The organism is uncultured Paenibacillus sp. (assembly GCF_963515335.1).
In the GTDB taxonomy this organism is placed as follows: Bacteria; Bacillota; Bacilli; order Paenibacillales; family Paenibacillaceae; genus Paenibacillus_I.
The window spans coordinates 1-16,074 of record NZ_CAUPYC010000086.1 but is presented as its reverse complement, the minus strand read 5'-3'; the positions used below and the strand labels follow the sequence as shown (position 1 = coordinate 16,074).

The 16,074-nt window shown below is 58.7% G+C and carries 20 protein-coding genes; 12 read left to right on the top strand and 8 right to left on the bottom strand.

Translation table 11 applies throughout. From position 1 onward, the window contains the following. The 3 genes from RWM61_RS18620 to RWM61_RS18610 form a co-directional block, all read left to right on the top strand. A partial coding sequence (locus RWM61_RS18620; protein WP_314003600.1) for an acyltransferase family protein occupies positions 1–686 on the top strand: 686 nt, incomplete at its 5' end. 94 nt (positions 687–780) lie between these two features. Further along, positions 781–1,608 carry a glycosyltransferase gene (locus RWM61_RS18615; RefSeq protein WP_314003598.1) on the top strand — a complete coding sequence of 276 codons (828 nt, stop codon included), beginning with the start codon at positions 781–783 and terminating at the stop codon, positions 1,606–1,608. Positions 1,609–1,661: 53 nt separating this feature from the next. After that, positions 1,662–2,294 carry a fumarylacetoacetate hydrolase family protein gene (locus tag RWM61_RS18610; protein WP_314003596.1) on the top strand — a complete coding sequence of 211 codons (633 nt, stop codon included), beginning with the start codon at positions 1,662–1,664 and terminating at the stop codon, positions 2,292–2,294. Positions 2,295–2,452: 158 nt separating this feature from the next. On the opposite strand, the gene RWM61_RS18605 is transcribed toward RWM61_RS18610, so the two are convergent. Next, complete coding sequence (locus RWM61_RS18605) at positions 2,453–3,712, bottom strand: methyl-accepting chemotaxis protein (protein ID WP_314003594.1); 1,260 nt, start codon at positions 3,710–3,712, stop codon at positions 2,453–2,455. Positions 3,713–3,954: 242 nt separating this feature from the next. On the opposite strand from RWM61_RS18605, the gene RWM61_RS18600 reads away from it, so the two are divergent. Next, positions 3,955–4,365, top strand: coding sequence for an O-methyltransferase (locus tag RWM61_RS18600; protein ID WP_314003592.1), 411 nt, complete (start codon positions 3,955–3,957; stop codon positions 4,363–4,365). A gap of 64 nt (positions 4,366–4,429) precedes the next feature. Here the strand turns inward: RWM61_RS18600 and RWM61_RS18595 are convergent, their stop codons facing one another. Together RWM61_RS18595 and RWM61_RS18590 are read right to left on the bottom strand one after the other, a co-directional pair. After that, positions 4,430–4,657, bottom strand: coding sequence for an alpha/beta-type small acid-soluble spore protein (locus tag RWM61_RS18595; RefSeq protein ID WP_314003590.1), 228 nt, complete (start codon positions 4,655–4,657; stop codon positions 4,430–4,432). 107 nt (positions 4,658–4,764) lie between these two features. Then, positions 4,765–5,169: a hypothetical protein gene (locus RWM61_RS18590; protein ID WP_314003588.1), complete on the bottom strand. Its 405-nt coding sequence runs from the start codon at positions 5,167–5,169 to the stop codon at positions 4,765–4,767. A 187-nt stretch (positions 5,170–5,356) separates the two neighbouring features. Between RWM61_RS18590 and trpS the strand changes: the two genes are divergently transcribed. Next, the gene (gene trpS / locus RWM61_RS18585; protein ID WP_314003586.1) at positions 5,357–6,346 is read left to right on the top strand and encodes a tryptophan--tRNA ligase; all 990 of its coding nucleotides are present in this window, start codon (positions 5,357–5,359) and stop codon (positions 6,344–6,346) included. A gap of 40 nt (positions 6,347–6,386) precedes the next feature. Here the strand turns inward: trpS and RWM61_RS18580 are convergent, their stop codons facing one another. Further along, complete coding sequence (locus RWM61_RS18580) at positions 6,387–6,557, bottom strand: hypothetical protein (RefSeq protein WP_314003584.1); 171 nt, start codon at positions 6,555–6,557, stop codon at positions 6,387–6,389. Positions 6,558–6,684: 127 nt separating this feature from the next. On the opposite strand from RWM61_RS18580, the gene RWM61_RS18575 reads away from it, so the two are divergent. Together RWM61_RS18575 and RWM61_RS18570 are read left to right on the top strand one after the other, a co-directional pair. Then, on the top strand, positions 6,685–6,915 hold the full coding sequence (locus tag RWM61_RS18575) for an alpha/beta-type small acid-soluble spore protein (RefSeq protein ID WP_314003581.1): 231 nt from the start codon (positions 6,685–6,687) through the stop codon (positions 6,913–6,915). Positions 6,916–7,109: 194 nt separating this feature from the next. Next, complete coding sequence (locus RWM61_RS18570) at positions 7,110–7,388, top strand: hypothetical protein (protein WP_314003579.1); 279 nt, start codon at positions 7,110–7,112, stop codon at positions 7,386–7,388. Here RWM61_RS18570 and gerQ read toward each other — a convergent pair. Together gerQ and RWM61_RS18560 are read right to left on the bottom strand one after the other, a co-directional pair. Further along, positions 7,385–7,927, bottom strand: a complete 543-nt coding sequence (gene gerQ / locus RWM61_RS18565; protein ID WP_314003577.1) for a spore coat protein GerQ — start codon at positions 7,925–7,927, stop codon at positions 7,385–7,387. The genes RWM61_RS18570 and gerQ overlap by 4 nt on opposite strands. A gap of 20 nt (positions 7,928–7,947) precedes the next feature. Continuing rightward, positions 7,948–8,370 carry a cell wall hydrolase gene (locus RWM61_RS18560; protein WP_314003575.1) on the bottom strand — a complete coding sequence of 141 codons (423 nt, stop codon included), beginning with the start codon at positions 8,368–8,370 and terminating at the stop codon, positions 7,948–7,950. A 219-nt stretch (positions 8,371–8,589) separates the two neighbouring features. Between RWM61_RS18560 and cyoE the strand changes: the two genes are divergently transcribed. Then, positions 8,590–9,462 (top strand): heme o synthase, encoded by an 873-nt coding sequence (cyoE, locus tag RWM61_RS18555; protein ID WP_314003573.1) that lies wholly within the window; start codon positions 8,590–8,592, stop codon positions 9,460–9,462. 48 nt (positions 9,463–9,510) lie between these two features. Further along, the gene (locus tag RWM61_RS18550; protein ID WP_314003572.1) at positions 9,511–10,455 is read left to right on the top strand and encodes an AEC family transporter; all 945 of its coding nucleotides are present in this window, start codon (positions 9,511–9,513) and stop codon (positions 10,453–10,455) included. Positions 10,456–10,483: 28 nt separating this feature from the next. Here the strand turns inward: RWM61_RS18550 and RWM61_RS18545 are convergent, their stop codons facing one another. After that, on the bottom strand, positions 10,484–10,864 hold the full coding sequence (locus RWM61_RS18545; RefSeq protein WP_314003569.1) for a DNA primase: 381 nt from the start codon (positions 10,862–10,864) through the stop codon (positions 10,484–10,486). Positions 10,865–11,017: 153 nt separating this feature from the next. Continuing rightward, on the bottom strand, positions 11,018–12,169 hold the full coding sequence (locus RWM61_RS18540; protein ID WP_314003567.1) for an MFS transporter: 1,152 nt from the start codon (positions 12,167–12,169) through the stop codon (positions 11,018–11,020). Positions 12,170–12,328: 159 nt separating this feature from the next. On the opposite strand from RWM61_RS18540, the gene RWM61_RS18535 reads away from it, so the two are divergent. The 3 genes from RWM61_RS18535 to RWM61_RS18525 all read left to right on the top strand — a co-directional run bounded on the left by RWM61_RS18535 (position 12,329) and on the right by RWM61_RS18525 (position 15,918). Next, a complete protein-coding gene (locus tag RWM61_RS18535; protein WP_314003565.1) occupies positions 12,329–12,796 on the top strand; it encodes a hypothetical protein in 468 nt (155 codons plus the stop codon). Positions 12,797–12,879: 83 nt separating this feature from the next. Further along, the gene (locus RWM61_RS18530; protein WP_314003563.1) at positions 12,880–13,695 is read left to right on the top strand and encodes a hypothetical protein; all 816 of its coding nucleotides are present in this window, start codon (positions 12,880–12,882) and stop codon (positions 13,693–13,695) included. A 120-nt stretch (positions 13,696–13,815) separates the two neighbouring features. Further along, positions 13,816–15,918 carry a penicillin-binding transpeptidase domain-containing protein gene (locus tag RWM61_RS18525; protein ID WP_314003561.1) on the top strand — a complete coding sequence of 701 codons (2,103 nt, stop codon included), beginning with the start codon at positions 13,816–13,818 and terminating at the stop codon, positions 15,916–15,918. Positions 15,919–16,074: the final 156 nt, after the last annotated feature.

Below are 16,074 nucleotides of genomic sequence, written 5' to 3'. Positions count from 1 at the left end.
TGCCCCTTATAGGGGCGAAATCAAGCCACCCGTTGAACGGGTGGTACTGTGACTTCGGCATCGTCAATAAAGGAAGCATCTCGCTTTCTTACATGGGCTATTATATGACAGGCGCTTATATCGGATTGAATTATGAACGGGTAAAAAGCTGGCTCACCGGCTTTCACACCCCGCGGGCCGCGGCGGCATGGACGCTCAGCTCCGTTCTGTGGGCCGGGTGGCTCATCTCGTCGGCGCTCTATGTACGGCTGTGGTATGCCACGAGGCGGTACGGCGAGTGGGCGGATAACATCTATTATGAACTGTACTGGAACTTGCATACCATCTTCAGCGCGGTCGTCATTCTGCAGCTGGCGCTGTATCTCAAACGGTTCGCGGGCCGGCTGCCGATCCGGTGGATGACGCGGCTGGGCACCGTTTCGTTCGGCGTCTATCTCGTTCACCCGCTCGTGCTGCGATTCAGCCGGATTTATCTGACACAGCTCGATGGAGCGGCGTTCCATCTGGCGCTGCTGGCCGTGTTCGCGATCACGCTTCTGCTGTCCTGGGGCGTAGTAGAGGCGGCGTTTCGATTCTCGCCGCATTCATGGGTGCTGTTCGGAGCGGCGCCGAAACGCCGCACCGAAGACGGCGGGAGGGCGTCCGGGGAGGTTGGCCGCATCGCGGGCGCGCCGGAGGGTTTTTGAGGTGATCCGCTGGAGATTCAGCCGGATTTGCATTATAGTTGTAGTCGACAGCAACTGTGATTTCGCGAAGCTTCGGAAGGAGGGACTCCGCTCCATGACGGGTCCGCTTGTATCGGTCATCATCCCAACTTATAACCGTCTGCTGCAGTTGGGTGAATTGCTTGAGGCGCTGGCCCGGCAAACTTACCGCTCACTGGAAATCATCATCGCGAACGATGCGGGCGAACCGGTCGATCGGGTGGTGGCTTTGTACGGAGAATTGAACGTGAAGGTCGTGAACCTGCCGGTGAACGGGCGCCATGTCCGGGCCCGCAACCGCGCGCTGGAAGAGGCGGCGGGCGACTATATTGTGCTGTGCGACGATGACGACCTTCTTCTGCCCTCGCATGTCGAGCGGATGATGCGGGAGATTGCGGACTGCGATCTGGTTTACTCCGACGTCGAAATATTCGACTATGTCATCGAGCACGGGGCGCGTAAAGTGACGTCGCGTTCGGTCTTCGCTTACGAACACGATCCGGAGGCGATGCGCAGGTTCTCCACGTTCGTGCCGTCCGGCTGCTTGTACCGGCGAAGCGTCCATCAGGTGCTGGGGCCGTTCGACGAGGAGATGAATCATTATTGGGATTGGGATTTCTATTTGCGCGCGGCGGAGCGGCTCCGGGTGAAGCGGGTGCCGGCGGCGGGCGTGCTGTATGCTTTCTCGCAGCAGGGGAGCAACATTTCCGGCAACCAGGGCGCTTCTCACCGGCATTATCTGGACCGGCTGTCGGCCAAGCACGGGCTCGGCGAGCTGCCGACTGCCAATTTTTTCCTCCTGCTGGAGGAACCGGACGTGAAGAAACGGCAATCGACCACTGAAATACTATGGGACGGCAGTCCTTTTCCCTCGCGTTACCGTCCGCAGGCGGAGGAACGCTGAGGTACCGCGGGGTGAGCGTCGACAATCCGAAACGCAAAGGAGCCGGTTCGAACATGGATCACCGCAATTTGTACTTCGTGGGACGCAATTACGCCATGCATGCGAAAGAGCTTGGAAACGAAACGCCGAAGGAACCGATCGTCTTCTTGAAGCCGACGCACGCGCTTGCGCCGCTCGACGGGCGTACGGTGAAGCTGGACGGTACGAAGGGCGCTATCCATTACGAGGTGGAGTTGGTGCTGCGGATCGGACAAACCTACGATCCCTCGATAGATGCCGAGGCGCATATCGCCGGACTGGCGCTCGGGCTGGACCTGACGCTGCGCGACGTGCAGCGCGAGCTTCAGCGGAACGGGCTGCCGTGGCTGCCTGCCAAAAGCTTTCCTCAGTCGGCTTTACGGACGGAATGGCAGCCTTATCCGGGGCTTCGGGCATTAACGGACACGGAATTTTCCCTGCGTCGCAATGGAGCGACGGTGCAGCGCGGCCATGCGGGAATGATGCTGTTCAACATTCCGGCGCTTATCTCGTTTATCGGCACCCGTTACGGGCTTGGGGAAGGCGATTTGATCTATACTGGAACGCCGGCGGGCGTAGGGCCGGTGTCGGACGGCGATCTGCTGGAATGCCTGTACGGCGAAAAGATCGTCGGCAGCTGCCGGTTTGACCTGCAGCAAGGCGAATAAATCAGAGCCTAACCTCCGAACCATACGTCTGAATGGAGCGCTGACGTCTCGGAGCTGGTTTCCCGTTATCGGCGGCCTTTCATTCGGATTTGACGGACAACGCGAAACGGCCGCGCCTTGCGCGGCCGTTTCGGTTCGGCAATAAAAGCCGTTCGATTTTATTTCACCTTGAAAATCTGGATCGTCTTCTGCAGCTTCATCACCATCGATTGCATCTGCTCGGCTTCGTCGACGACGGCTTGCACGGATGCGATCTGCTCGTTCATGGCAGCCGACACCTGCTCGGTGCCTGCCGCGGATTGCTGCGTAATCGCGGAGATGTTCTGAATGGCGCCTGAAATTTTCTTCGCGCTCTCCAGCATGCCTTCGCTTTCATGCGTGAAGGCGGCGATTTGCTCCGTAATGAATTGGACGCTGCCGACGATTTCATTGAAAATTTGCTGGGACTGCTGAATCAGCTCATTCTGCTCGCGAACGACGTGGGAATTGACCTGGATGTTCGCGATCGCGTCTTTAATGCCCTTCTCGATGCCGCGGACCAGACCGAACACTTCCTTCGTCGACGCCGTCGATTCTTCCGCAAGCTTGCGCACTTCGTGGGCGACGACCGCGAATCCCTTGCCGTGCTCGCCGGCGCGGGCGGCTTCGATCGAAGCGTTCAGCGACAGCAGGTTGGTCTGCTCGGCGATTTCGGAGATCGACTTCGTCATTTTGGAAATGCCTTCGGCATGCTTGGCCAATTCCTCGATCGTGACGGATACCGCCCCGGTGGCCTCCACGTTCCGGCGCATGCCCTCCGTCTGGCTATGTACGGCTTCCCGGCCTTTCCGAACGAGGGATAAGGTGTGTTCGGACCGCTCGTTCATTTCCTGCGTCGACCGCGCGTAGGCTTCGACCTTGCTTTCGATTTCCGCGATCGAATCGCTCATGCCGGAAACGTCCTCGGATATCTCGTTGGCGCCCGTGGCCAGCTCGTTCGAGGACACGGCCACCTGCTCCATCACGATTCTGAGCTGCCGGTTTTTCTCCAGAATGCCGCGGCTTGCGTCGGAAACATGGCGGGTAATGCCCGTCGTTTCATTCAAGATGTCCTTCAGCTTGTCGACCATGGCGTTAAAGGAGTGGGCGACGTCCCCCGTCGACGCGCCGCTCGTATCGAGGCGGACGGTAAAATCGCCCTTGGCGATCTGGGAGGCGGCATGCTTCATGTCGTCCAAGGAACTTGAAAGCGCTCTCTCAAAGACGCCGACCAAAAAGTAGGTTGCGGCCGCCAGGACGGCGATCAGAATGAGGGGAAGAATAAGGCCTGCCCCCGAAGACATGGCTGCGATAAGGAGTGCGATGGCGGACAAGATGACAATGGAGTAGCAGGAGATCATCAGTTTGCCTCGCGTTGATAAACCGTTCAACCGTTCCATGAGTTATGGCTCCCTTACTGGTGGAATAGACATATTATAGCACCCAGGGAGAAGGCGGTCTATCCTTGTCTTATCATATCGAAAAATATAAGCTGCGTATGCCTGCCGGGCGGGGCTTGCAGGGTCTAAAGAACCAATTTCGGATGAAAAAAGATTGTCGAATTTCGTGAATTCCATTATAATGGGACTCGTGGTTTAATTTTGGAATTACCAAAGAGATCGAGTTGAAAAGGAGGGAAATGATGCAGCTGGAAAATATGCCGCTGGCACGCCAGGTCGATTTCGTGTTCCGCCATCTGGAGGATGAATTGACGAACGCGGTAGGGGGAACGGTGACGATTCAGATCCGGAACAACACCGTAGGCAAGTTCGGTGTGCGCCACAATCCGATCGAGATGTGCGACGGGGAAATCGGCGAAGCCGGGAAGGGCCTGTCGCCCGAGCAGGTCCTGTCGTTTCGAAGGATGGCGGTGGAAGCGCTCAGGCATAAACGCAGCTGGACGCACGGCGAGATTCTGTACGATTTCGCGGTCCGCGGCGGCAAAGGCGGCTGGTCGGCGAGCGTGCTCTATGAATCCAACTACAATTCGGCCAACTGGACGTACCGCTATCAGCCGAAGCAGCCGACGCTCAAAGGCAATCAATTCGCATGACAAGCAAATGAAAAAGCTGTCCGGAATGCGGACGGCTTTTTCGTTTGCCCGATGATTCGGCTGCCTAGCGGTAAAATTGTGCCGCGAGCTGCTGTTCGGCCAGTTGAACCAGACGGCGGGTGATATTGCCGCCGATTGCGCCGGTGTCCCGCGTCGCCATGTAACCGTAATAGCCGTCCGGCGGCATTTGGATGCCGAGCTCCTGGGCGACCTCGAATTTCAGTTGCTGGAGCGCGGCTTCCGCTTGGGGAACGACCAGAGCGTTGTTGTTTCTTCGATTGCTCGATGCCATGCTGTTCACCTCCCGGTCTACCCTTTATTATGGACGTGCTGGATAAATTTATGCCGCGGGCACGACAAAGTCGCCCTTGCCGGGCGGCCCTGGCGCAAACTGCATGTTCAAACCTTCGCTTTATAGCTCATTGCCGAGCGGGCGCTTTCCTTTGCTTTCCGTTCCTTCTCGAGCATGTCCCGGATGTCGGTTTTCAGTCTCGTGGAGCAGTGGAGGCAAAGATGGCCCTGCCTTGAAGGGCCGCCGCAGGAGTCGCAGGCGTCCGCAAGATTCGGGCAGGCGGACAAGGAAATTCGTTTCTGGCGAATAAAGGCTTGAATCGTCTTGACCGGCACGCCCGTCGCTTCGGCAAGCTGCTCGTTGCCGACACTGCGGTTGCGGGCCAAATAACGGTCGACCGCGGTGAACTGGCCGTCGATGAGCGCGGCGCATTCACCGCAAACACTGCGCAGGTTTTTCTGGTACAGCTTGCCGCAAGATGGACAGTGTTCTACCCTCAGTTCCGCCCCCATCGTCCCACTCCTTAACTAGGTACTAGTTCTATTGGACTAATATTATCATAATTTAGACATATTATATAGAAAAAAATCGGGAAAATAGACCTTGGTTTGCAGGCTCATATGCTGCTTGACATTTGGATGCCACCGGGTATAATTCTTCTAATCGTTATCGCTATCGTGATCAGGAGGCTTGGGTAAAATGAAAAGAGTGCTTTCGGGAATACAGCCGAGCGGGCAGCTGACCCTCGGGAACTACATCGGGGCCATCCAGAATTTTGTTCGATTGCAGGAAACGCACGAGTGCTTTTTTATGGTCGTGGATATGCATGCGATCACCGTTCCTCAAGAGCCGATGGCGCTGCGCGAGCAAACCGAGGCGGTGGCCGCCCTGTATATTGCGTCGGGCATCGATCCGGCCAAAGCGGCCGTGTTCGCCCAATCGCACGTTCCGGGCCATGCCGAGCTCGGCTGGTTGTTCACGACCCTTGCCTATATGGGAGAACTGGAGCGGATGACGCAGTTCAAGGACAAGTCGGCCGGCAAGGAGTCGGTCGGCGCTGGCCTGTTCGTTTACCCGGCCCTGATGGCTGCGGACATTCTGATCTATAACGCGGATCTCGTGCCGGTAGGCGACGACCAGAAGCAGCATCTGGAGATTACGCGCGATCTGGCGGCGCGCTTCAACGGCCGATTCGGCGATTACTTCACGATTCCGGAGCCGTACATTCCGAAGGTGGGGGCGCGGATTATGTCGCTTGACGACGCGTCCAGGAAAATGAGCAAGAGCAACCCGAATCCGGGCAGCTATATCGCGATGCTGGACGAGCCGGACGCGGTGCGCAAAAAACTGAGCCGCGCGGTTACCGATTCGGGCCGCGAGGTGAAATACGATCCTGCGAACAAGCCGGAGATCAGCAACCTGATGAGCATCTACGCGCACTGCGCCGGCGTGACGCTTGAGGAAATCGAAAGCCGTTACGAGGGGCAGGGATACGGCGGGTTCAAAAAAGATTTGGCCGAGCATGTGGTGGCCGCTCTGGAGCCGCTGCAAGCCAAATACCGGGACATTCGCCGGTCCGGTGAAATCCACCGCATCCTCGCGGAAGGCGCCGAGCGCGCCGAGGCGATTGCGGCGCGAACGCTTCGCGGCGCCAAAGAGCGGATGGGCTTCCTTCCGCCGAAAGCTTAATCATGGTCATGAAGATGGCGGTACTGCCTTAGTGCCGCCGTCATTTCATTTTCCGCAAACGCGCCTTATAGATGAAGCCGGAGGCGATGCAGGCCAAGGCCAGCAGAAGAAAAAGCACGGCGAGCCACCCGTTATAGCTGATGGCGACGGCGGTTGCGATCATGAGCAGGACGGAGACGGAAGCGAACAGCAGGGACATTTTTTTGGACACGGCGAATACTCCTTCATAATTATTTTTCAAAAGGGCCGGCTCTCCGGATATTATCGGGAAAGCGGTGCATAATAAGTTTGCAAGCTTGCAAAAACACTACAGCTTAGAGGACGAAAGGAGAATTCACATGGGTGGCCGTAACCGCAGCAGCAGAAACGTTCTGGTAGTACCGCAGGCAAAACAGGCGCTGGAACAAATCAAATTTGAAGCGGCGCAAGAGCTCGGCGTTCAGATTCCGCAGGACGGTTATTACGGCAATATCGCGACTCGCGATGCCGGTTCCCTCGGGGGTTACATTACGAGACGGCTTGTGCAATTGGCGGAACAACAATTGTCCGGCGCCAACCGTCAATTCTAAGTATACCTACCGGAAGCCCGGGGCAACCTGGGCTTCTTTTTCCTGTGCGGCGTGCCCAGAAGCGCGGCCCTTCATTCATTTTGCCTGAAGGGGCCGGCGGCGTCAATGCGCAAGCCTCCGCCGCCGTGCTATAATGGCTGCAGAGCCTATTCGTACCGTCCGCGGGCGGACGGCTAAGAGGAGCGACGCTGCCCATGTACAAACTGTTTGTGGAATACAGGATCGCTCCGGAGCTGCGCCAATCGTTCATGGAATGGATGGCGCAGGCCAAGCTTCGCGAATCCGGCTTCCTTATATATGAAGGAACGGATCAGCCGGGACTGTTCGTTGAAGTATGGGAGGCAGCGAGCGAAGCCGAGGCCGAACGCAAAAAAGAAGAACGCTGCGGGGAGCGTTCCAGCTGGTCGGTCATGTTCGGTTATGTGTCCGGCGGAAGGGACAAGGTGCACGCCTGGACGTTCCGGCCCGTTTAGGAGCCGGCGTCGGAGCCTGCCGGGACCCGCGTCCCTGCCGTCGGGGTGGCGCTCGTCACGACGCCGCCCTGGAACGGATATTCATAAGCGATCGGTTGGTCGAACGTGATGTAATCGAGGTTGACGGTAAGCAGCAAATAACGCATGCCCGTCACGGGATCGCTGAGAATGATATGATCGCGTCCCGCCGCTTCGACGACGCCGCGGAACACCTTGGCGTTCCATTGCGAGTTGTTTTCAAACGTCATATAGACGGTCGCGACTTTGCCGCGGTTAAGCCTGACGATGTTCTCGACGTAGGATTCTTCAACTGCCGGCAGCGTTACGATGTTGCCGCCCGTCGGCGTTACAAACGCGCCGCTCGGCACGCTCGGCGGCATTGGGGGCGCCATCGGAAAGCCGGTCGGGCCGGGATAGGACGGGTACGCGCCCGGCACGGCGCCGGGATAAACGGGGGGCATCCCTCCATACGGATATGAACCCGCGGCGCCTCCCGGATAGGCGCCTTTGCTGCCGAAAAAACCGCTGAGCATGTTCATGTTCTTCGTTCCTCCTCGTACTAATAGACTCTCGGACAGTCGCTTGGTCTCGGGGCATAGAAGCAATGCTTTTTATACCGGCCGACGTTCCGCTGGTTCCACCACGTAGGCGGACAGGCGCCGGCGGGACGGAAAAACCATAACGCGTTGGAGGCGGGATGCTGCCGCTCGCCGCCCACTGCGCGCCGGGCCAGCCGAAGCTCCTTCTCGCGCGCCCTTTGGTAAAAATAACTTTTCTGCGTCGCTTCAAAGCCTCCGGGCCGCTGATAGACCATTTGCGGAATGGTGCGGATATTTTTGAAGTCCAGACAATTGCCGCGCACCCGGTTAACCCCGACGTTGCCGACCATCAGCATGCCGAGCACGCCCTCGCCTTCCGCTTCCGCCCGCATCAGGCGGGCAAGAACCCGGTTATGTTCCGTGTTCGTCTTAATAACCGCCATCTTTCTCGCCGTTCACTTCCCTTCGCGTGCCTCGGGTTCCCGCCCATGGGCGGAACCACATGACATCATATTGCCCGAAAGCGGATTTGGTTCCTTGTCAATTTGATGAACGTAAGAACGCGAACATTGTCAACGGTTTGTTTTTTCGGTATGATAAAGTACGATTCACGGGCTTAAGGGGGCGATCATACCCCGGCGTCCGACTTTGGGGGGCCCGCTGTGCTAAACGATTTATGGATGTTAACGAAACCGCGGATCATTCGCCTCAACCTGATCGCCGCTTTCGGCGGCTTTTGGGTAGCGTCCAGGTGGGAGATCGATTGGCTTCTGCTGGTATGGATGCTGATCGGCTCCGCGCTGACGATGGCGTCGTCTTGCGTTATTAATAACTATTGGGACCGGGAGCTCGACACGAAGATGGAACGCACGAAGGACCGTGCGCTGCCGTCGGGACGATTGGGCCCCGGTTTTGTGCTCGGATACGGCATCGTGCTCGGTATTCTGGGCGAGCTTGTCTTGTTCCTCGCCGTCGGTCCGCTTGCCGGATGGCTCGGTTTGCTCGGCATGTTCGTCTATATCGTGATCTATACGATGTGGCTGAAGCGCTCGTCCACCTGGAGCACCTCCATCGGCGCCGTGTCGGGAGCGATGCCCCCGGTCATCGGCTACGTCTCCGTTGCGCAGGAAATCGACGCCGGCGCATGGCTGCTGTTCGCGCTGCTGTTCCTGTGGCAGCCTGCCCATTTCTGGTCGCTCGCGATTCGCCGGGTGGAGGAATACCGCGCGGCAGGCTTTCCGCTGCTGCCCGTCGTGAAAGGCATCCGCCGGACCAAGCTGCAGATGATTCCGTATGTCGTGCTGCTGCTGCCCGTCGGCATTCTGATGTATGCATACGGCTATACGGGTGTCGTTTTTCTGGCGATTTCGGTGCTCGGCGGCCTGTTTTGGGCATGGCATACGCTGACCGGCATCGGCGCCCGCAACGACGAGCAGTGGGCGAAGACCAACTTTCTCATCTCGGTTAATTATTTGATGGTCGTGTTTCTTGCGATGATCGTGAACACGACCGGGGACGGGGCTTGGCTGCCTTAAAAGCGGCGGGCGTCCGCAGCGTGCTTAACGATCGACAGGAGCGGCATTATGACGATATTTTTTCACATTTTACTGAACAACGTGCTTCCTCTGTCCGTGATGATCGCCGTCGGGGTCATTCTGCAGCGGGCTTTTTCTTTGGATATCAAAACCTTGTCCAAGCTCAACTTCTATCTGTTTTCTCCCGCGATTATGTTCAAGCTGATATACGAGACGCCGATTTCGCTCTCCGTATTCGGCCAGGTGATGCTGTTTATTTTGCTGTTTATGGCGTTTCAATTCGCGGCGGTAGGGCTCGCGATTCGCGTCCGGGGTTACACCGGCGGCATGAAGGCGGCCATGCGCAACAGCGTGCTTTTCTACAACAGCGCCAATTATGCGATACCGCTGAACCAGCTCGTGTTCTCGGGAAACCCGTTTACGCTTTCCATTCAAGTGCTCGTCATGATGGTGCAAAATTTGGTCCCCAACACCTACGGGGTCTATAACGTGAACGCCCACAAAGCGGATTGGCAGGCGATCCGCCGCGTCATGTTGTCGATGCCCTCCATCTACGTGATCCCGCTGGCCTTTCTGATGCGCGGATTTGACGTGCCGGTGCCGGACTCGCTCTATACGCCGGTTCGCTATTTGGCCGACGCCTTCATCGGAACGGCGCTTATTACGCTCGGCGTTCAGCTCGGCAGCATGAGCTGGCGCATCAGCCGTTCGCTTGCCGTCGACGTCGGCTTGTCCGCCGCTTTGCGGCTGCTTGCCGGTCCCGCCCTGGCATGGCTCATTATACTGGCGCTCTCGCCGCTTGTCCGCATCGATGGGCTGACGGCCGCGGCGCTTATCATATCGTCGGCCGTACCGACGTCGCTCAGCAGCGTTCTGCTGGCGGTCGAGTTCGACAATGAGGCCGAATTCGCTTCCCAGGCGGTGTTCGTGTCCACCCTTCTGAGTGTCGTGACCGTGACGGTCGTCATTTATATGCTGAATATTCAGCGATAGAGGCAGGCGGCAGCGCTTCCCTGTCCCGTCAAATCAGTCCGTCCTCTTTGGTCCAGCGTTCGGCGGACGGGGCGGGATCGGGGTAGATGAGAAATTGCTCGAGTCCGGCTTTTTCCAGCTGCTGGAGCAAATATTCGTCAGGCGTTCCCTCGACGCCGGGGTATCCCCTGCGCGTGTAGATATGGTCGGCATCCGGAAACGCATCCCGCAGGATGCCGCGAATCCGTTTGCCCGGGGCGTCGTTGTCCGTGAAAATGTAGACATGGCGCCGGCCGACCTGCTTCGCCAGCTTGTCCATCTGCAGAGAGCCGGGCGTGCCGTACGTGCACAATATGTCGACATCGGGCGATACGAGCCGGCGCAGCCTGCTTCGATCGTTTTTGCCTTCCACGATAATGGCGATCTCCACCTTCGCATCCCTCCCGTTACCTACATTGTACCCATTTCCCGGGAAATGTCGAAGCACGGCTAACAGGCCCGCAGAGGGCGAGCCTGATTTTGCCTTGTTCGGGTTGCCGTAAGTGCGGCGTTCATCATCGGGCGGCCGATAGAGGCATTCCCATCAGGCAACCCGGGTAGGCGGCGCGGAGCGGCTCGGAATCCGGTGCAGCGGCAGCACGCTGACGGCGATCATCAGCACCGCGAATCCGATGAAATACGGGGACAGGTAGTCGCGCACCATGCCTGCGAGCATCGGACCGAGAAACGCGCCGACCGAGAAGGCGACCGACAGGATGGAGAACGTGCGCCCGTAGCGCACGCCGCCGCTTAATTGGATAAGCAGGGAAGACAATGCGGGATAAATGATGCCCTTGGCCATGCCGATCAGCAGCAGCAGCCACTCCAGCGGCAGCGGCACGCGGACGGCGACGGAGAAAAAGGCCAGGGAGAGGAAGAATGAGCCGGCCAGTGTGCGCGCATACGGCGAGTACCGGTTGAGAAAAAGCAGGCTCAGGGTGAACAGGGCGCCCAGGCTGACAAGGGAAAAAAGGATGCCTGTCGCCAGGATGCCTTCGTCGTCATGCGCCATGAGCGGCAGCTCGAACGACAGGATGCCTTGGGCGCAGGCCATGGCGACCGGAAGCGAATAGACGAGCCACGGCATCGGTCCCGTCCCCGGCGCCGGCGCTGCGGGTTGGGCGGCCGGCTTGGCCTCCGTCGGCTGCTTTTGGACGTCCCGGATAAAAGCGAGCGCGCAGGCCGCGGTGCCGATCAGAATCCAGCCGAGCACATAGAACGCCTGCTCGAAGCCGATGCGGGCGACAAGCAGGGCGCCGGCGGCCGGGGATACGACGGAGGCGAGCGTATGGACCAGTCCGTTGCCGGCCATCAGCTTGCCTTGCCTCACCTGGTCGGTTGTGATTTTGGCCAGGAGCGCCATGCAGGCCGGAGAGAGAAAGGCCAGAACGAAGCCGCTTATGGAGCGGAGGGTAAGCAGCTGCCAGGGATCGGTTACCCGCGATTGGAGCAGCAGCACCCCTCCGGCAAGCAGCAGACTGAGCACGATGAACGGCCGGCTGCCGAACCGGTCGACGCTGTAGCCCGCGATCAGGTTGCCTGGCAGGTGGGTGATGGAATACATGCCCATCATGAGGCCGATGAACGAGGGGGCGGCGCCGAGCGACACGGCGAACGGCGTCAGGATCGGATATTGGGCATGCAGGTCGAACACGGCGATGAACGAAAACAGGTACAACCATACGGCCGTTTTCATGCGGTCACTCTCCCGTCCGGGCATTAAATTGCTCTACTTCTACTTGTACGTCATCAGCGGACGGGATATGTCTCGGCCCGTCCATAAACCGTTTACGCGCGTATGACGGGTAAGGTATAATAGTTGGTGTCGGCCGCGGCCGCAGGCATAATGGAGGGGATGGCGTTGTTGGACTTGATTCTGAATTACGACATCGAAACATGGCAAGCCTTTCTGCAGGAGCGTTGGCTGGTGCTTGTTGCGGCGCTCGCCGCTCTGCTGATCGTGATACGCGTCGTCAAAACGGTCGTGAAATGGGCGATCGTTTCCCTTATTGTCTTGGGCGTTTTGTTTTACAGCGGCTATACGCTTAAAGACCTGAACATGGATACGGTGCGAACGCTCGGTTCGCAGGTGACGGAAACGGTGAAGCGGGAAGCGGTAAGCGCGATGGCCGGAGAAGCGTCGCAAGCGGCGTTCACGGACAACGGCGACGGCACCTATACGGTGACGACCGATAATCTGGAGCTGACGGGCAAGCAGGGCGACAATGAGGTGGCGGTTTTTTTCCGGGGCGTGTCGCTCGGCAAATGGAAAATCGACGAAGCGGTCCGGTCGCTGATCGAAGCGGCGAAAAGCAACCGTTAAGCGTCGAATACAGCAGCGCCTGAAGGAACTCGCGCCGCTCGTCAGGAGGCGGGTTCCCTTCCGGCGGCAGAGGAGGAACGCGGATGGAATGGGACCGTTTGACGGTATATGCCGAGCCTGTCGCATTGGCCGTCACCGTTATCCTTGCGGTATCGTTGATTCAAGGCATGACGAGAGGTGCGGCCGGATCGGCGAAGCACCTTTTGTTTTTTATATGGGAAGCCTTGCGGACGGTCGTGTCCTTGCTGCTCGCCGCGCGAACCGTCATGGCGCTGTCGCCGGCCGTGGAGTCGTGGCTGGCCGCTGCCGACACTCGGACGCCGGCCGGCGAATTGAACGTCTGGCAGCAGGTTTGGGACAGCGTGCTTACCGGCTTCCGCGATTCTCCGCTGATGAGGTACGCGGCACTGTTCATGGCCGCCTATTTCGTATACCGCAGCTTGTTCCGGCTGCTCGGGGTGTTCGTGCTGCCGTTGGCCGCCGGCTTGGCGGGCTTGCGCGGGAATAGGCGGGGAGCGGCCGCCGGCTATGCGGGCCGTGCGGCCAACCGGTTCGCGGGCGCCTTGTTCGGAGCGGTGCTGGGCGCCGGCCGCGGGCTGGTGATGCTCGCGGCGCTGTTCATGTACGTCTCCTTGCTGCCGCAGGCGCCGCTGGCCGATGTCATCGCGTCGTCGCCCGTATACCGGGAAGCGTCGAGCCGGCTGCTTGCGCCGGTCGCCGGCCGCGTCATGACGCAACAGGGGCCGGTGTTCACCCAGGCGGACGAGCCGGATTTCAAGCAGGTTGTCAAGCGCCGCCACGAGATCAGCGATCGCGAAGTGCCGGACGCCGCTCCGGCTCCGTGGGGCGGCCGGATTGATCCGCCGGGAATGGATGAAACACGCCTCCGCGACGTGTGAAAGGCTGGGGAGGCCGGTTTTGGCACGGACGCGCTGAAACCTTCCGCAGGTTTCCGTCGTCTACTCTCAGGAGTGTTACGGATGAAATGATTTTACATCGGAAAGGGAGGGGAACCGGTCATGACGAGTCAACGGACGGAGGAGGAACAGAAACGGCAAATCGTTAACCGGCGGCATTTTTCGTTTCGGTTGAATCTGTTCTTTTTCAGTACGTTTTTTCTGTTCAGCGTGTTGATCGTCCAACTGGCCATCCTGCAATTCGTCAAGGGCCCGGAGCTCAAGGAGCAGGAAACGAGCCTCGGCAGCCGTCCGGTGCAAATTCCGCCGATCCGCGGCGATATCTATGATTCATCGGGACGGAAGATCGCCTACTCGACCGCCACGCAATCGATCTATTACACGATCGAAACGGGCGTGAAGGAAGAGGACGCAGTGGCGCTTGCGAAGAAGCTGAATGAGGTGTTCGTCAAATACGGCGATCCGAAGGAAGCGATGACGGTGGAGGACATCGTCAAACAGATGGATATTACGTTCCGGCTGAACAGCGTGTATACGCCGCGGCGCATCAAGTCGAACCTGACCAATCGGGAAATTTCCTATTTCATGGAAAATCGGGAGCAGTTCCAGGGCATCGAGGTTGTGGAGGACAGCATCCGCAATTACGATAAAGAAACGGTCGCGGTGCAATTGGTCGGGTATTTGAAAAAGTTCAAGTCGGCCGTCACTTCTCCGGTAACCCAAGACTTCTACGAGAAGAAAGCGGAGTCCAAGGATCCGACTTTGCAGTATCTGAATGAAGAGGATGTCGGGATGGACGGCCTCGAATATATGTACCAGGACCTGCTGCGGGGCAAGAACGGGGTCAAAAGATATCCCGTGAACAGCCTGGACCGCATTATCGGGCCGCCGGTCATCACGAAGCCCCAGAAAGGCAACGACATCTATATGACGATTAACCGGGCGGTGCAGCTGCGCGCGGAGAAAGCGATCGTCGACCATATCAATTATATTCGCAATGCTCCCGAGAGCACGGCCGACCGGGCGGAGCAGGCGCGCGCGGGGTATGCGGTCGCGATGGAGGTCAAGACCGGCAAGGTGATCGCGATGGCGAGCATGCCGGATTACGATCCGAACTTGTGGCGCGGGGGACGAATCAGTCCGGAGGATTACGCCAACATCCAGTCCATCCAGAATAACGGAACGATTCGCGAGGTCTATCAGAAGTGGCCGACCCAGGAGGAGGCGAATAAGCATCCTTCCTCGCTCGTTTATCTGGGCTCGACCCAGAAGCCGCTGACCGTTCTGGTCGGATTGGCGGAGAAGCTGATTACTCCGAATACCTTTTATAACGACACCGGGGTGTTCTCCTTTGGCCGGGAAGGGCGGTACCGCGTATCGATCCGCAACTCCCAGAACCGCGCCTATGGCCGAATGGATCCGTCGCTGGCCATTGAGAAATCGTCAAACCCGTTCATGGCCGAGATGATCGGCAATCAATTGTACCGGAAGTACAAAGGGAACGAAGGCGTCAAGGTTTGGGACAAGTATGTGAAGCAATTCGGACTCGGCGTGGTGACCGGCAGCGGTCTGCTCGGAGAATCCAAAGGGGTCGTCGATTATTTCTATGAAGCCGAGAACGCGAGTGCGCAGTCCGCGCTCATCCGCTCCTCGTTCGGGCAGCAGGCCCGCTATACGCCGCTGCAGCTTGTGCAGTACGCCGCCACGCTTGCGAACCGCGGCAAGCGAATGAAGCCCATCTTCGTAAACAAAATCGTCGATCCGAACGGCAACGTCATAGAGCAGCCGAAACCCGAGGTGCTCAACACAGTCGAGCTGCCCGAAGCTTATTGGCAAGAGATCGAACGCGGAATGAAATCCGGCGTGCAAGGATTTGAGGGAGTCAATTACACGTTCAACCGGAAGACGGGTACGTCGCAGCAGACGACCAGCGCGGGGGATGTCGAGAATGCGGTGTTCATTTCCTACGCGCCGGCGGAAAACCCGGTGCTGGCCGTCGCCGTCGTTGTGCCCGAAGGCGGATATGGCGGTCGCGGCGCGGCTCCGATCGCCCGCCAGATTTTCGACGCGTATGATGAAGAAATCGGCTTGTACGGCAAGCCGCGCAAGGCTTCGTCGGCCGGTGAGCCGGAAACCGCCGCACCGGCGACACCGGCGGCGCCGGCTGCGGGCGCGGCTGCCGGCACCGCCGCTCAGGCGCGGTAAGTGCGGAGTTGCGCCGGATGGAACAGTACCGGCGCCGCCCGCGCGGAGCAAGCGAATCGAACGGTAGAGTACCGCCCTTCGGGGCGGTATTTTTTATGTATAAACCCGAGTTTGGCGACATTTATTTCCAAGTGTTGATGTAGCAAGGGTTTGTGG

What these genes read in the sequence shown, in the direction of transcription:
- RWM61_RS18600 (WP_314003592.1), top strand. Translation starts at nt 3,955, where the DNA reads ATGCAGCTGGAAAATATGCCGCTGGCACGCCAGGTCGATTTCGTGTTC.
- trpS (WP_314003586.1), top strand. Translation starts at nt 5,357, where the DNA reads ATGAAAAGAGTGCTTTCGGGAATACAGCCGAGCGGGCAGCTGACCCTC.
- RWM61_RS18595 (WP_314003590.1), bottom strand. Translation starts at nt 4,657, where the DNA reads ATGGCATCGAGCAATCGAAGAAACAACAACGCTCTGGTCGTTCCCCAA.
- RWM61_RS18525 (WP_314003561.1), top strand. Translation starts at nt 13,816, where the DNA reads ATGACGAGTCAACGGACGGAGGAGGAACAGAAACGGCAAATCGTTAAC.
- RWM61_RS18560 (WP_314003575.1), bottom strand. Translation starts at nt 8,370, where the DNA reads ATGGCGGTTATTAAGACGAACACGGAACATAACCGGGTTCTTGCCCGC.
- RWM61_RS18605 (WP_314003594.1), bottom strand. Translation starts at nt 3,712, where the DNA reads ATGGAACGGTTGAACGGTTTATCAACGCGAGGCAAACTGATGATCTCC.
- RWM61_RS18535 (WP_314003565.1), top strand. Translation starts at nt 12,329, where the DNA reads ATGGCGTTGTTGGACTTGATTCTGAATTACGACATCGAAACATGGCAA.
- RWM61_RS18570 (WP_314003579.1), top strand. Translation starts at nt 7,110, where the DNA reads ATGTACAAACTGTTTGTGGAATACAGGATCGCTCCGGAGCTGCGCCAA.
- RWM61_RS18530 (WP_314003563.1), top strand. Translation starts at nt 12,880, where the DNA reads ATGGAATGGGACCGTTTGACGGTATATGCCGAGCCTGTCGCATTGGCC.
- RWM61_RS18550 (WP_314003572.1), top strand. Translation starts at nt 9,511, where the DNA reads ATGACGATATTTTTTCACATTTTACTGAACAACGTGCTTCCTCTGTCC.
- RWM61_RS18540 (WP_314003567.1), bottom strand. Translation starts at nt 12,169, where the DNA reads ATGAAAACGGCCGTATGGTTGTACCTGTTTTCGTTCATCGCCGTGTTC.
- RWM61_RS18610 (WP_314003596.1), top strand. Translation starts at nt 1,662, where the DNA reads ATGGATCACCGCAATTTGTACTTCGTGGGACGCAATTACGCCATGCAT.
- RWM61_RS18615 (WP_314003598.1), top strand. Translation starts at nt 781, where the DNA reads ATGACGGGTCCGCTTGTATCGGTCATCATCCCAACTTATAACCGTCTG.
- RWM61_RS18575 (WP_314003581.1), top strand. Translation starts at nt 6,685, where the DNA reads ATGGGTGGCCGTAACCGCAGCAGCAGAAACGTTCTGGTAGTACCGCAG.
- gerQ (WP_314003577.1), bottom strand. Translation starts at nt 7,927, where the DNA reads ATGAACATGCTCAGCGGTTTTTTCGGCAGCAAAGGCGCCTATCCGGGA.
- RWM61_RS18590 (WP_314003588.1), bottom strand. Translation starts at nt 5,169, where the DNA reads ATGGGGGCGGAACTGAGGGTAGAACACTGTCCATCTTGCGGCAAGCTG.